General features: G+C 64.5%; 7 protein-coding genes. 5 read left to right on the plus strand and 2 right to left on the minus strand.

The genetic code is table 11. The annotated features are described in order from the left end of the window. Positions 1-19 precede the first annotated feature (19 nt). From AC1RL5_RS19995 to AC1RL5_RS20005, 3 genes are all read left to right on the plus strand, one after another. Positions 20-9658, plus strand: coding sequence for a hemagglutinin repeat-containing protein (locus tag AC1RL5_RS19995; RefSeq protein ID WP_492589541.1), 9639 nt, complete (start codon positions 20-22; stop codon positions 9656-9658). After that, the gene (locus AC1RL5_RS20000; protein ID WP_176876771.1) at positions 9655-10506 is read left to right on the plus strand and encodes a hypothetical protein; all 852 of its coding nucleotides are present in this window, start codon (positions 9655-9657) and stop codon (positions 10504-10506) included. The genes AC1RL5_RS19995 and AC1RL5_RS20000 overlap by 4 nt, the downstream gene beginning before the upstream one ends. 125 nt (positions 10507-10631) lie before the next feature. Further along, on the plus strand, positions 10632-11642 hold the full coding sequence (locus AC1RL5_RS20005; RefSeq protein ID WP_011058994.1) for an AI-2E family transporter: 1011 nt from the start codon (positions 10632-10634) through the stop codon (positions 11640-11642). Between the two features lie 66 nt (positions 11643-11708). On the opposite strand, the gene AC1RL5_RS20010 is transcribed toward AC1RL5_RS20005, so the two are convergent. Further along, positions 11709-12974: an Hsp70 family protein gene (locus AC1RL5_RS20010; RefSeq protein WP_262213935.1), complete on the minus strand. Its 1266-nt coding sequence runs from the start codon at positions 12972-12974 to the stop codon at positions 11709-11711. Positions 12975-13271: 297 nt separating this feature from the next. Between AC1RL5_RS20010 and AC1RL5_RS20015 the strand changes: the two genes are divergently transcribed. Together AC1RL5_RS20015 and AC1RL5_RS20020 are read left to right on the plus strand one after the other, a co-directional pair. Then, on the plus strand, positions 13272-14213 hold the full coding sequence (locus AC1RL5_RS20015; RefSeq protein ID WP_072452198.1) for a DnaJ C-terminal domain-containing protein: 942 nt from the start codon (positions 13272-13274) through the stop codon (positions 14211-14213). A gap of 23 nt (positions 14214-14236) precedes the next feature. After that, complete coding sequence (locus tag AC1RL5_RS20020) at positions 14237-14539, plus strand: chaperone modulator CbpM (RefSeq protein ID WP_011058997.1); 303 nt, start codon at positions 14237-14239, stop codon at positions 14537-14539. Between the two features lie 190 nt (positions 14540-14729). On the opposite strand, the gene AC1RL5_RS20025 is transcribed toward AC1RL5_RS20020, so the two are convergent. Beyond that, a complete protein-coding gene (locus AC1RL5_RS20025; RefSeq protein WP_011058998.1) occupies positions 14730-15863 on the minus strand; it encodes a sensor histidine kinase in 1134 nt (377 codons plus the stop codon). Positions 15864-15929 lie beyond the last annotated feature (66 nt).

Genomic DNA, 15929 nt, shown 5'->3' on the forward strand with positions numbered 1-15929 from the left:
TCGCCCGCAACGTTATTGAATGGATGATTCGCACATGGACGTACGCAAGCCTTTTGCCCAATGCATTGCCCTGTCGTTGTCGGGGATCCTGTTTCTCAACCCGATCGTCAGCGTGGCCGCAGGCCTGGCCCTGGACCCGGCCGCGGGGGGCAACGCCACCATCGGCGCGGCCGGCAATGGCGTACCCATCGTCAACATCAACGCCGCCAACGGCGCCGGCTTGTCCCACAACAAGTTCAGCGAATACAACGTCGGCAGCAACGGCCTGATCCTCAATAACGGTACCGGCTCGACCCAGAACACTCAGCTGGGCGGCTACATCATGGGCAACCCCAACCTCAAGGGGCAGGCGGCCCAGGTCATTCTCAACGAAGTCACCGGCAGCAATCGCAGCAAGCTGGCGGGCTATACCGAAGTGGCCGGGCAGTCGGCCCGGGTGATCGTCGCCAACCCCCATGGCATCACCTGCAACGGCTGCGGCTTCATCAACACCCCACGGGCCACCCTGACCACCGGCAAGCCGGTGATCGAAGGGCAGAAACTCGATCGCTTCCAGGTCGATGGCGGCGACATCAGCATCGAAGGCGCCGGCCTCAACGCCAGCAACATCGACCAGTTCGACCTGATCACCCGCAGTACCAAGCTCAATGCCGACCTGTACGCCAAGAAGCTCAACGTCATCACCGGGCGCAACGACGTCAAGGCCGATGACCTGAGTGTCACGGCCCGGGATGCCGACGCCAGCGCCAAGCCGGAACTGGCCATCGACAGCTCGGCCCTGGGCGGCATGTACGCCGGGGCGATCCGCCTGGTGGGCACGGAAAAGGGCGTGGGGGTGAACATGTCCGGGGAAATGGCGGCCAGCACCGGTGATATCCAGATCGACGCCAACGGCAAGGTCACGGTCGCCGGCATGGGCGCCAACCAGGCCATCGCCATCAAGGCCCAGAGCATCGAGCTCAAGGGCAAGGCCTACGCCGGCACCGAAGCGACCCTGCAGGCCGCCGAGCAGATCCAGGTGCAGACCAGCCTGGCGGCCCGGGACCGGGTCCAGGTGGTGGACGCCGCGCAATTGGTCAACCACGGCATCATCGAAGCCGGAGTCAACACCGACAACAGCCGCAACGATCACGGCGAGGTCAAGCTGACCGCCGACACCCTGGAGAACCGCGGCAACGTACTGGCCAGCCGCAACCTGGAGCTGACCGCGCGCCAGGCCCTGAACAACCAGAACGGGGTGATTCAGGGGCCCAAGGTCGAGGTCAAGACCGCGCGCCTGGTCAACCAGGGCGCACAGGCCCGGGTGCTGGCACAGCACGAGCTGGTGCTGACCACCCCGGCCATCGCCAACCTGGGCGGCCTGATCCGCTTTGGCGAGCAGCAGGCCGCGACGCTCACTCTGGATAGCCTGAACAACAACGGCGGGCGCCTGGAAGTGGCGGGCGCCGACCTGACCCTCAATGCCCGCGAAGTGAGCAACCAGAAAGGCTCGATGATTGCCGACCGGGTAGAGATCAGCGCCGGGCGGCTGGACAACCAGCAGGGCCTGATCGGGGCCAGCCAGGGCAGCGCCACCTTCAAGGTCAGCGAGCAGTTGAACAACAACGGTGGCCAGCTCCAGGCCCAGACCCTGCTGGAAACCCAGGGCGCAGAGTTGCTCAACCAGGGCGGCAAGCTGCTGGCCGACCAGATCAAGATCACTGGCACGCGCCTGGACAACAGCCAGAAGGGCCTGGTCAGCGCCGAGAAGGGCGAGTTGCAGGTGAACCTCGCCCAGGACCTGATCAATGCGGGTGGCAAGCTCCAGGCCACATCGCTGCTCAGCCTCAAGTCCGCCAGCGTGGATAACCGCGCTGGCACCCTGGTTGCTCCGCAGCTGACCCTCACCAGCAGTGGCAAGCTCGACAACCAGGGCGGCACGGTGGATGCCACCGGGCTTGAGCTGCACACCGCGGACATCGACAACCAGGGCGGCCTGCTGCAAGGCAAGGACAACCTGCTGCTGGAAGCCCGGGACCTGGCCAACAACCAGGGCCAGGTGATCGGCAACGTACTGACCGCCAACCTCGACAGCCTCAGCCAGAACCAGGGCGGGGTACTCAGCGCCGAAGCCGGCCAGCTGACCCTGACGGTCAAGCAGCATCTGAACAACGCCCTGGGCCATTTGCAGGCCAAGAACGGCGATGTGCAAATCGGCTCCGGCAGCCTGAACAACCAGGGCGGCGTGGTGGTGGGCAATCAATTGCTGCTGACCAACAACGGCCTTTTGGACAACCGTGGCGGGCAACTGGTGGGCGACCGCCTGAGCCTGAGCACCCAGCGCCTGGACAACCAGGGCGCAGGCTTGCTGGCGGCGGGCAGCGACGGCTTGCTGCTGACCTTGACTGCCGACGGCGCCACCCCGGGGCAGTTGCTCAACAGCCAGGGGCGCCTGCAAAGCGACGGGCATTTGCAAGTCAACGGCGGCCAACTGAACAACAGTGGCGGGGTGATCCTCGGCGAGAGCGTCGGGATCAACGCCGCGGGCCTGGACAACAGCGCCAGGGGCGCAGTGGTGGCCAAGGCCGGGGGGCTGCATGTGGCCCTCAACAATGGCGTATTGAACAACAGCGCCGGGGTCATCGACGCCGGTGACCAGGCACTCAAGGTCACCCAGCTGGCCCGTCTCGACAACCAGGGCGGCACCCTCAAGGGCAAGCGCCTGGAGGTCGATGGCGGCGCGCTGGACAACCGCCAGGGGCAACTGCTCGCTGGCAGCGACGGCCTGAACCTGGTGGCCGGGGGCCTGAACAACGCCGAAGGGATGATCCTGGCCCAGGGCGGCCATGGTGAAGTCACCCTGGGCCAGGGCAGCCTGGACAACCGTGGCGGCACCCTGCAGGGCGCGACCCTGGCGGTGACGGCCGGGGCTGTGGATAACAGTGCCCTGAACGGCAAGGCCGGCTTGATCAGCAGCCAGGCCGGCAACCTGAAGCTGGTGGTGGACCGCCTCACCAACCAGGCAGGCAAGCTCTACGCCAACGGCCTGCTCAGCGCTTCCGGACAGACCCTGGACAACCGCTGGGGCGGCGAAATCAGCGCCCAGCAGTTGGACCTGACCACCGCGGCCAACCTCTACAACCAGGGCGGCCTGGTGGAGTCGGCCGGTTCGCTGCTGCTGGTGGGCGGCAACCTGGACAACAGCGCCGGCGGGCGGATCCGCGCCGTAGGCGGGGAGCAAAGCCGGATCAGCCTGGGCGGCAGCCTGTACAACCAGGGCGGTAGCCTGGCCCTGGGCTCCAACGCCTTCAGCCTGAATGCGGGCAACCTGAACAACGTCGGCGGCAGCATCGAGCACGCTGGCAACGGCCTGTTCAAACTCGACCTGGGCGGGCTCTCGGGCCTCCAGGGGCGCATCACCGGCCTGGGCCGTGGCGACTGGGACATCGGCTGGGTGGACCGCAGCGGGCTGATGCAGCTCAACGGCGCCCTGGACCTGAGCACCGGCGGCGATCTCAACCTCAGTGCCGGCGACCGTATCGCCAGCGCCAGCGGCCTGCGGGTGGGCGCCGCAACCCTGAACAACGCCGGGGAACTGGCCAGTGACGGCTACCTGACCCTGGACCTGGGGGGCAACCTGAACAACAGCGGCCTGCTGTCGTCCCGGGGCAAGCTCACGGTGGGCGCCAGCGACCTCAACCAGAACGGCGGTCGTATCGCCAGCGGCGGCGACACCGAGCTGAACCTGCGCGGCACCCTGGACAACCTGGGCCGGCTGATCGCCAGCCAGAACCTCTACGTGTCGGCGGGGCAGATCAACAACCGCGGCACCCTGGGCGCCCTGGGGCAGTTGCAGCTGCGCTCCAGCAACGGCATCACCACCTCGGCCGACACCCTGATCTACAGCGGCGGCGACATGCTCCTGCGGGGCAACGGCCTGGCCAACAGCTACGGCGACATCTACAGCGCCGGCAACCTCAGCTTCGCCGCCCTCGACGGGGGCCGCGCGGCCCTGCTGAGCAACCGCTCCGGAACCATCGAAAGCGAGGGCGACATGAACCTCAACGTGGCGTTGCTGCAAAACGCCATGGACCAGTACCAGGTCGGCGAAACCATCACCCAGCGCAATATCGTGATCAACTGCACCGACTGTTCCGGCGATTACCACACCGCCACTTACATCGTTAACACCACCTACGAAGGCACCATGGGCGAGCACTCCGCTGGCGCCCGCCTGGTGTCCAACCGTGACCTGACCATCAATGCCGATACGGTGGAAAACGACCAGAGCCTGATCGCCGCCAACCGTGATGTCACCATCACCGCCAACAACCTGTACAACCGGGGCCTGACCCTGAACAAGCGGGTCGAGAGCATCAGCTATTTCCTGCACGGGGTTTCCAAGGGCGCGTTCCGCGCCGCCGAGCGCGCCACCATCGCCTGGAACGCCGCCAACGCCAATCGCGCGCCGGGCCAGCAGGACCCGCTGCCGACCGTGGTGACCCAGTACCCGATCTACGAACCCGCCAGCCACACGGTGATCACCCCGGGCTCCCAGACTGCCTACGCCTCCACCCTGCAGGCCGGCCAGCGCCTGCACCTGCAGGTCAGCGGCACCCTTGAAAACGGCGTGCAGAGCGAACAGAGCCGCGCCCAGCTCACCGGGCAGACGCTGCAGAACAACCTGGCCCAGGTCGGCGGCCAGGTGATCACGGTCAATGCCCAGAGCTCCGCGGCGGCCAACCAGGTGGCCAAGGATGTGCAACGCATCGAGAAGGTCGGTGCCGACGGCACCACCCAGGTCAGCTTCGTCCCGGTGGATTTCTCCGGCGTGCCGTTCGCCGCCGTGGACCCGACCTCGCTGTCGAGCTTCCGCGTGCCTCAGGGTGAGTACGGCCTGTTCGTCAAGAGCCAGAATCCCCAGGGCCGCTACCTGATCGAGACCAACCCAACCTTCACCGACCTGTCGCGCTTCATGAGCTCGGACTACATGCTCGGCAACCTCAACTACAACACCGATCAGACCTGGCGCCGCCTGGGCGACGGCCTGTACGAGACCCGGCTGATTCGCGACGCGGTGCTGGCCCAGACCGGCCAGCGCTTCCTGGCGGCCGGGCTGACCAGCGACTACGACCAGTACCGCTACCTGATGGACAACGCCATCGCTTCCAAGGACCAGTTGAACCTGAGCATCGGCGTGTCCCTGACCCCGGCCCAGGTGGCCTCGCTGACCCATGACATCGTGTGGATGGAAACCCGCGAAGTGCAGGGTGAGAAAGTGCTGGTGCCGGTGCTCTACCTGGCCCAGGCGGAAACCCGCAACCTGCGCGGCGGCAGCCTGATACAGGGGCGCGACATGACCCTGATCGCCGGCGGCGACCTGACCAATGTCGGTACCCTGCGGGCCAGCAACGACCTGAGCGTGAATGCTGGCGGCAGCCTCTACCAGGGCGGCCTGATCGAGGCCAACGAGCGGGTCAGCCTGATGGCCCAGGACAGCGTGCGCAACGCCCTGGCCGGGGAAATCCGCGGCAACCAGGTCAGCGTCACCTCGATCAAGGGCGACATCATCAACGACCGCACCGCAGTGGCCGTTGGCTACGGCTCGGGCAATCGCACCATCCTCGACCAGGGCAGCCAGATCACCGCGCGCCAGCAGCTGGACCTCAGCGCCGGTCGCGACCTGACCAACCTCGGCCAGCTCGCCAGTGCCGGCGATGCCAAGCTCAGCGCCGGTCGTGACATCGACCTGCTGGCGGTGCAGGACCACACCTTCACCCAGAGCGCGATCCGTCGCGGCCTGGTGACCAACGACACGGTGCAGACCCTTGGCTCCAGCGTGACCACCGGCGGCAACCTGGAACTCAATGCCGGGCGCGACCTGGCGGTGGTAGCGAGCCAGGTCAGCGCCGGCAACGACCTGTCCCTCAATGCCAAGCGCGACATCGTCATCGCTTCGGCCCAGGACGAGCAGTCCTCGACCTTCTACCAGAAGAAGAAGGGTTCCTGGGGCAAGAGCAAGACCACCCGCAGCGCCGATTCCTCCACCACCAACGTGGCCTCCGAGATCAGCGCCGGGCACGACCTGATGGTCAACGTCAGCCAGGACAAGGACGGCCGTATCAGCCTCAACGGCGGACGCGACGTCACCGTGGTCGGCAGCCAGCTCAAGGCCGGCAACGACCTGCTGGTGGGCGCTACCCGGGACGTCAGCCTGGTCTCTGCCCAGGAGCAGCAGGACAGCGCCTACAGCCAGAAGAAGAAAGGCAGCTTCGGCCTGAGCAAGAGCGGCAACAGCCGCACCTCCAGCACCACCACCCAGGTGGGCAGCGAGCTGAGTGCCGGCAATGACGCCGTGGTGATATCCGGGACCAACGTCAACCTCTCGGCCAGTTCCATCGAAGCCAAGCGCGATGCCGAAGTGCGCGCCGGGCTGATCGACAAGAACGGCGACATCAACCTGATGGACGCGGCCAACACCTCCAGCAGCCAGAGCGACAAGTACAAGAGCAAGGTGGGGTTCTCCAGTTCCGGCAGTTTCACTTCGATTGCCTCCTCGAAGAAATCCGGCCAGGAAAACATTCAATCCCAGAGTGTCGGCAGCGTGGTCAGTGGCGGGCGTGACACCACCCTGCAGGCATCTCGTGACGTCAACATGATCGGCAGCACGGCCGCGGCCGAGCGCAACCTGAATGTGGGGGCGGGACGCGACATCAACGTCCTGGCCGGCAGCAATAGCTCGGACCAGAGCAACTGGAAGTCCGAGAAGCATGTGGGGCTGTCCCTGGAGAGCGATCGCAATGGCGTCACCGCGTTCCTGGGCAGCGAAGGCCTCAAGCAGAAATCGCGCAATGCCGAGCAGACCGTGGCGCCGAGCCAGTTGCTGGCCGGGCAGGATGCAACCATCAAGGCCGGACGTGACCTGACCCTGGAAGGCTCGCGAGTGGATGCCGGGCGTGATATCAACCTGCAGGCCGGGCGCGATATCAGCATCGACGCGGGCAAGGAAACCTCGATCGAGGAACGTAGCAAAAGCCGTGACCGCAATGGCCTGACGGTCAATGTCAGCCACAACTACGGCAACACCATGGACGCCCTCAAGGGCACCGGCAAAGGCGAGGACAACACCAGCAAGGCCTCCAGCGTGCTGAGCACCGTGGATGCGATCAACCAGTTCACCTCAGGCCCGACCACCGCGACCCATTTCGGTACGGCCAGCCAGTCCAGCAGCTCGCGCCAGGAAGTGCACAGCAACAGCCCTGCCAGCCTGGGGGCCGGGCGGGATATCAGCGCCGTGGCCGGCAATGACATCAACATTCGCGGTGGTCAGTTCGACGCCGGGCGCGACATCACCCTGGTGGGCCGTGACATCAATGTGGATGTGGCCCGCGGTTCGGTCTCCGAAGAGAGCAAGACCGCCCGCAGCCAGGGCGGCATCAATGGCCAGAGCGGCGGCGGTAGCGCCCGTGCCGGTATCGGCGGCAGCAACGGTGTGGCCAGCGAGCAGATGAACCAGGGCACCAACACCCCGTCGGTATTCCTCGCCGGGCGTGATGTCAGCCTTGAGGCGCGCAACAACCTGACCCTGATCGGAACCCAGGTCCAGGCCGGGCGCGATATCGACCTGGGCGCCGGTAACGACCTGACCATCCGTGCCGCGCAGAACGATTCCAGCAGCGAGTCCAACCGCCACAGCGGCGGTGGTGAAGTGGGCCTGGCCGTGGGCGGCAAGGACTTCATCTCGGTCTACGCCAGCGTCGACATGGGCAAGGGCCAGTTGGACCGGGACAACCAGCGGCAACAGAACGCCAATCTGGTAGCCGGCGACCAGCTGCGCTTCAGCAGTGGCAAGGACACCACCATCGCCGGCGCAACCCTGCGCGGCGGTGAGGTCATCGGCCGGGTTGGCGGTGACCTGACCGTGTCCTCGGTGCCGGACACCGGCAAGGTCAGCGGTAAGGAAATGGATGCCAGTGTCACCGTGAGCATCGGCCTGGGCGGCGGTGGCAGCGTCAGCGGTTCCCTGGGCATGGGCAAGACCACCGGCAAGACCAACTGGGTCCAGGAGCAGACCAGCATCACCGGCAAGAACGGGGTGGACATCCGCACCGAGAACCACACCCAGCTCGACGGCGCGCTGGTCGCCGCCGACAACGGCAACCTCAAGCTGGACACCGGCACCCTGGGCTTCCGCGATATCTCCGGCCAGGACAAGGAGCACAGCTACTACGTCAATGCGGGCGGCACCTTTGGCTGGGGCGGCGGTGATGGCGCCAAGGCCACCGGCGGCAAGGACGTGGCTTTCACCACGGACAAGAGCCAGGAAGGCAAGGGCAAGACCGGGGCGTCCGGCTGGAGCGTCAGCGGCTATGACTACCGCAAGGAGCGCGAGCAGGAAGTGCGCGCCACAGTGGGCGCGGGCACCATCACCGTGCGCAACGACGCCAAGACTGGCGCCGACTCCACTGCGGGCCTGAACCGCGATGTGTCCCTGGCCTATGAAATCACCAAGGACAAGGAAAAGCGTACCGACCTGTATGTCTCGCAGTCGTCCCTGGAGTCGGTGAACCACCCGATTCAGACCCTGAACCAGTGGAAGGAGGGGATGAAGAACTATGGCAAGAATGCCTCGGGTATCTTCACCCAGTTTGGCGACCTGAGTAAGGCGGCGGACCAGGTGGTGGCCGACAACCCGTCGTTGCTGCCGCTGGCCTGGATTCCCGGGCTCCTGGAAACCGTGCTCGACAAGGCTGGCAAGTACACCGGTGGCATCATGCCCGGCGTCGAGAACCATGGTGGCCTGATCACCCAGGTGCCGGCCTTGATCACGGGTGACATGCGCTTCTATCGGGTTGAGACCAAGTACCAGTACGAGTCCGACGGCAAGACCATCAAGGTGGACCCGTTGTCCGGCAAACCGATGATCGAGAACGTGCAGAAGCTGATGGAGATCGAGCGTCCCGATGGTGATGGTGCAGTGTTCACCAACGGCATCCAGAACTCGCTGATGGCGGCATTGGTCAACGGTGCGATGCAGACCGGCTCCGATTCCTTCATGCAGGCCTACAACCCCGAGCACGGGATTCTCGGCGACTTGGTCGAGTCGCTGTGGGATGTGGCGCTGGGCGGGACGGTACGCTCTGGTAACGCCCAGCAGCTGCACGATTTCTTCCAGGCCGGGATCAAGGATGAGTACAAGCTGGACGTTGCCGGCCACAGCCAGGGCGGTCTGTTGACCTACCGGGCGATTTCCGGCCTGGATTTCAACCTCAATGGCCAGGTCGGGAGCATCCAGTTGTCGGGCGCCCCAGTGGGTTCCAAGAGCTTCTTTGAAGCCGCCGATGCCGCCGGATTCGATATCGGCAACGGCGCCTTCTTCCAGGTCAACCGTCCGGGGTCGAAGACCTTTTTCGGCATGTTGCCGGTCACCGATACCGTGTCGGATCTGCTGGGGCAGAACTTCACGCACTCGTCCGACCCGGTGGCTCGTTTCTTCGGTTCGCTGGCGACCAGCACCTCGTTGATGGGAGTGGATAGCCCGCACTCGAACTACCTGTGTGTTGCCAAGGGCATGTGCGGTGATGCGCCCAATGCGCTGCAGGACCAGTTCAAGAAGAATCCCCGGTACATTGAACCTACGTTCATCGATGCCAATGGCAAGGACACTATCCGCAGATGAGGGGGAGTCCAAGTGTGGTGGTGGGGCTGGCATTGCTGCTCGGGGGATGCCTGAACCTCCCCGCCAAGCCGCAGGAGCGACGCACCGAGCAGCGCATGTTGTGTAGCGAAGGGGCCAAGCGGGTGACCTTGCCCCAGCGTTTCTCCTTCGACCTGCCTGAACCGTTCCGGCACACAGAATGCGGTACGCTCATGGGCGGTTTCTACTACGACAGAATCAGCGACAGCCTGTCTGTCGCTACCGAGGGGACCTTCGCCTATGGCGATGTCCAGGTATCGGCGTCTTCGCTGTACATGAAGGTCAGCAGTTTTCTCGACGGTGAGGGTTATGGGCTGATGTATCCCCACGACGCCTTTCTCCAGGGCAAGCTGGCTGCATTGGCTTTGCCCGGCAGTGGTGCCAAACCCCGTGAAGTGGATTGGGTCACCCGGGGTGGCTACCAGTGCCTGCGCTTCTATGAGCACTGGCAGGGGGCTGCAGTGGGGCTCTGGGAGGATGAGGTCAGGTATTGGTGCTGGGAAGGGGAAAGCGGCCTTACTCAACCGTTCTATGTACATGCCGGGCAACGTCTGGCTTTGGGCGCCAAGGGTTACGATCTGGATCGGACCTTTATCCTGCCGTTCTTTGCCAGCTTGCAGATCAAGCGTCTGGCACCTTCGGCTCTGGCTCAGGCACAAAACCGGCTCCAGGCTGCTTGTGCCCGCGGCAAGGCTCGTTATGACCGGGGAAGTGCCTGGGGCAGCGACTACCCCGACAAGCGCCTGACCCTGACCCGCCTGCATTACTGCGGCTATGATGTGCCGCTGCCCGACCTTTCGGCCCCGCCGGCCGGGGCCAAAGCCGACTGAACCTTCGCCTGTCACAACACTCCAGTACCCTGTAAGTCCGCGTCCTCACGGCGCCTGCCACTATTCCTCAGGGGTGAAGGCTGGCAGACTGCCGGTCTTTTCCCCGCTGTCTGTCTTGAGGCTATATGCCAGCGTTTTCACAGCGTCATCTGTTGTTCATCAGTTGGATCATCATCTTCGGTGGCCTGTTGCTGGCCTTGCCCCTGCGTCTGCTGCCCAGCCTGCTGGCCGGTCTGCTGGTGTTCGAGCTGGTCAACATGCTCACCCCGCAACTGCAGCGGCTGATCGAAGGCCGGCGTGCGCGCTGGCTGGCGGTGGCCCTGCTGGGCACCCTGGTGGTCAGCCTGCTGACCCTACTGTTCGCCGGGGCCATCAGCTTCCTGTTGCATGAAGCGGAGAACCCGGGCGCCTCGCTGGGCAAGTTCATGGTGGTGGTGGACAAGGCCCGGGGCCAGTTGCCGCCGTTCCTCGATTCCTACCTGCCGGCCAGCGCCGCCGAGTTCCAGGCCGCCATCGGCGCCTGGGCCAGCAAGCACCTGAGCGAGTTGCAACTGGTGGGCAAGGACGCGGCGCACATGTTCGTGACCCTGCTGATCGGCATGGTCCTGGGGGCGATCATTGCCCTGCAGCGGGTCCCCGACCTGACCAAGCGCAAGCCTCTGGCGGCGGCGCTGTTCGACCGTCTGCACCTGCTGGTCCAGGCGTTTCGCAACATCGTCTTCGCCCAGATCAAGATCTCCCTGCTCAACACCTTCTTCACCGGGATCTTCCTGGCGCTGATCCTGCCGCTGTTCGGGGTCAAGCTGCCGCTGACCAAGACCCTGATCGTGCTGACCTTCCTGCTGGGCCTGCTGCCGGTGATCGGCAACCTGATTTCCAACACACTGATCACCATCGTCGGCCTGTCGCTGTCGATCTGGGTGGCGGTGGCGGCGCTGGGCTACCTGATTTTTATCCACAAGCTGGAATACTTCCTCAACGCACGGATCGTTGGCGGGCAGATCAGTGCCAAGTCCTGGGAGCTGCTGCTGGCGATGCTGGTGTTCGAGGCCGCCTTCGGCCTGCCCGGGGTGGTGGCGGGGCCGATCTATTACGCGTACCTGAAGAGCGAGTTGAAGCTGGCGGGATTGGTGTGAATCTTGTTCGCCGGCCCGCGGGCTCCTACAGAACCTTGTAGGAGCCGGCGGGCCGGCGAAGTTGTTTCAGCCGTAACGCTTCTTGGCCTCGATGGCCAGGCCGCTGCCGATGCTGCCGAAGATATTGCCTTCCACATGCCGGGCATTGGGCAGCATCGCCGCCACGCTCTGGCGCAGCGCCGGAATGCCGCTGGAACCACCGGTGAAGAACACCGTATCGACCTGGCCCACACCGACATTGGCGTCGTTCAGCAACTGGGTGACGCTGGTGCGGATGCGCTCCAGCAAACCGTCGATGGAGGATTCGAACAGGGCCCGGCTCAGGTCCACGCTGAGGTCGCGCTCGATTCGGTCCAGGGCTACCAGGCGGTTCTCTGCGTGGGTCAGCTGGATCTTGGTCTCTTCCACTTCCATGGCCAGCCAGTGCCCGGCGCGCTGTTCGATCAGCTTGAACAGGCGGTCGATGCCGCCGGTGTCCTCGATGTCATAGCGCATGCTGCCCAGGGCCAGCTGGGATTTCTGCGAGTACACCGAGTTGATGGTGTGCCAGGTCGCCAGGTTCATGTGGTGGCTGGTGGGCATGTAGGCGCCGCTCTTCATCCGGCTGCCGTAGCCGAACAGCGGCATCACGCCCTGGAGGCTCAGTTGCTTGTCGAAGTCGGTACCGCCGACGTGCACGCCGCCGGTGGCGAGGATGTCGTCATGCCGGTTATCGACGCCACGGCGCTCGGGGGACAGGCGCACCAGGGAGAAGTCCGAGGTACCACCGCCGATGTCGACGATCAGCACCAGCTCTTCGCGCTCGATGGTGGATTCGTAGTCGAAGGCCGCGGCGATGGGTTCGTACTGGAAGGACACGTGCTTGAAGCCGATCTTGCGGGCCACTTCCACCAGGGTGTCTTCGGCTTCCTGGTCGGCGGCGGCGTCGTCATCGACGAAGAACACCGGGCGCCCCAGCACTACTTCTTCGAATTCCCGACCGGCGGCGGCTTCGGCGCGGCTCTTCAACTGGCCGATGAACAGCCCCAAGAGGTCCTTGAACGGCATGGCAGTGCCCAGCACGCTGGTGTCGTGCTTGATCAGCTTGGAACCCAGCAGGCTTTTCAGCGAGCGCATCAGCCGGCCTTCGTAGCCTTCCAGGTACTCGTGCAGCGCCAGGCGGCCGTACACCGGACGGCGCTCCTCGATATTGAAGAACACCACCGAAGGCAGGGTGATCTTGTCGTCCTCCAGGGTGATCAGCGTCTCCTCGCCGGGGCGCAGCCAGCCGACGGTGGAGTTGGAGGTACCGAAGTCAATGCCGCAGGCACGGGCCGGGGTGGCGTTGTTCATGTCTTTGGATCCGGTGAAAAAAACGGCCGCGCAGCGTACGCCAGTCCTCGCGCCTTGCAAAGGCCGACTATCTGCTAAATCACCCCCTGTCGTGCCTTGAAAGACTATCCTTGACCCCCAAACTTGCAGGCATGGGCCGAGCAGCCACCCGGGATCACAAGATCCGCCCGAGGCTGCCGATAAACTTCTGATGCGCCGTTCAGTCAGAGAATTGAGATTGATCAATTCTCATGCTGCCAGACCGAGCATGCTGTGCTGCACGCCGCGCGACTTTGATAACGGATGGTGATTCCCTCGATGGACTTCAAAGACTATTACAAGATTCTCGGCGTGGAGCCGACAGCGGACGACAAGGCGATCAAGGCCGCCTATCGCAAGCTGGCGCGCAAGTACCACCCCGACGTCAGTAAGGAAAAGGATGCCGAGGCCAAGTTCAAGGACGCCTCGGAAGCCTATGAAGCGCTGAAAAGCGCCGACAAGCGCGCCGAGTACGATGACCTGCGCAAGTACGGCCAGCATGGCCAGCCCTTCCAGGGCCCGCCGGGCTGGCAGAGCCGTGGCGGTTTTGGCGGCGGCGAGAACGGTGGCGATTTCTCGGACTTCTTCAGTTCGATCTTTGGTAACCGGGGGCCAGGATTCGGCGGCCCGGAGCAGCGCCGCAGCAGCGGTCGTCGTGGACAGGATGTGGAAATGGAACTGCCGATCTTTCTTGAAGAAACCCTGTCCACCGAGTCGAAGAAGATCAGCTTCCAGGTGCCGCAGTACAACGCCAATGGACAACACGTCAGCAACACCAGCAAGAGCCTGAACGTGAAGATTCCGGCAGGTGTCACCGACGGCGAGCGCATCCGCCTCAAGGGCCAGGGCGCGCCGGGCGTGGGCGGCGGCGCGAATGGCGACCTGTACCTGACCATTCGCTTCGCGCCGCATCCCAAGTTCGATGTCGAAGGCGAGAACCTGATCATCACCCTGCCACTGGCCCCCTGGGAGCTGGCGCTGGGGACCGAGGTCGCGGTACCGACCCTGACCGGCAAGATCAACCTCAAGGTTCCGGCCGGCAGCCAGAATGGCCAGCGCATGCGCGCCAAGGGCCATGGCCTGCTGAACAAGGCCGGCCAGCGCGGCTACCTGTTCGTGCAACTCAAGGCGGTCATGCCCAAGCAGGCGGGCGACGACGTCAAGGCCTTGTGGCAGGAGCTGGCGAAGAAGGCGGCGTTCGACCCCCGGGAAAATTTCTGATTCGACACTAGGAGGCGCTGATCATGAGCACCCTGATCGTTCAGCTGGACATGGAAGAGTTCTGTGAAGTGGCCGACCTGTCGGCGGCCTACGTGATCGAAATCGTCGAGCACGGCATCCTCGAACCTCAGGGCCGGGCGCCCAAGGACTGGCGTTTCAACGACTATGAGCTGTCCCTGGCCAAGCGCGCGGCGAAGTTGCGCCGCGACCTGGACCTGGAATGGGAAGGCGTGGCCCTGGCCCTGGACCTGCTGGATGAAGTGCGGCAACTGCGCGCCGAGAACCAGATGCTCAAGCAGCGCCTGGGCCGCCTGCTGGTGGACTGAGGGTGGGCCTGTAGCCGCTGCCGAGCGCCAGCGAGGCAGCGCCCGTATAAACAGGCGACTGCGGTGTGTCAGGAAAATGCGGGTTGCGAGGACTGCGTCCTCGTTCGCAGCTTCGCTGGCGCTCAGCAGCGGCTACAAAACGATACAAACGGCACAAACGATACAAACGCACCAGCGGTTACAAAGCGCCTCAGGCACTGGCGCGGGAGACGCGCGGCAGGACCACGGTGAAGGTGGTGCCATCGCTGGCGTTGGAGCTGACTTCGATGCTGCCCTGGTGGGCAACCACCACTTCCTTGACGATGAACAACCCCAGGCCAAGGCTGGTGCTGGGGTTGCCCAGTTCTTCGTCGACGCTGCGCACCAACGGGTCGAACAGGGTGCCCAGGGCCTCCGGGGGGATCGGCGTGCCGTAGTTGTGCACGGTCAACAGCACCTGTTCCGCGCCACCGGTGATGGTCACGGTCACGGTGCGGCGGTTGTTGCCGTGCTGCAGGGCGTTGCCGATCAGGTTCTGCAGCATCTGCTCGATGCGCCCGCGGTCCCAGATGCCATGGCTGTCGCCCTCGAAGCTCATCAGCGGGGTGCAATCGGGCTGCCCGGCGCAGGCTTCGTCCATGGCCGCCTTGGCCGCGCTGGCCAGGTCCATGGGCGCAGGTTCGATGGGCAGGCTGCTGCCCAGGCGGCTGCGCACGAACTCCAGCAGGTCGCTGACCATGGCGCCCATGTGCCGGGTGCCGCTCTTGATACGTGAAACGAAGGCCTGGGCGTCGCCGTCCAGGGCGACTTTGCGTGCCAGCATTTCAGTGGACATGCTCACTGCCTGCAACGGCGCCCGCAGGTCGTGGCCAAGAATTGCCAGGAAGATATCCCGCGAGCGGCTGACCTGTTCGGCATAGGCCGCGGTGGACTCGGCCAGGGCTTCATCAATGGCTTCGTTGAAACGGATCATGTCCTGCAGGTAGGCCAGGTCCGGTGTCTGCAGGCTGGCCACCCACAGGCGGATCACGCAGGCTCGCAGGTGGCGGAATTCCGAGGTCATCTGCACCAGGTCAAAACCCACGTGATGGCGCAGCTCGCCATGGCTGGCGGCCGCGGCATCCAGGCTGGGGGTTTTTTCCGGGCCTTCGCCCTTGGCCTTGGCCCGTTGTTCCCCGGGGCTCTGGGCAGTGCACATATCCCGAGCGGCGGCCAGCAGGATGGAGCGCGCGTGGTCACGCAGGTCCGTGCGGGTCAGGGAGTCCTGGGCGAGGCTCCTGGCAAATTGTTCCCATTCATCAACGATTCGATCAACGTGCTGCACGATAAAATCGGACAGGCGCATAGCCGGGCACCTTACTGGGCAGTGAGTGGAAAACCGAGACGCATCTTAGCGCCTAATCGAACATTT

The organism is Pseudomonas sp. GW822-FHT06D10 (genome assembly GCF_058799535.1).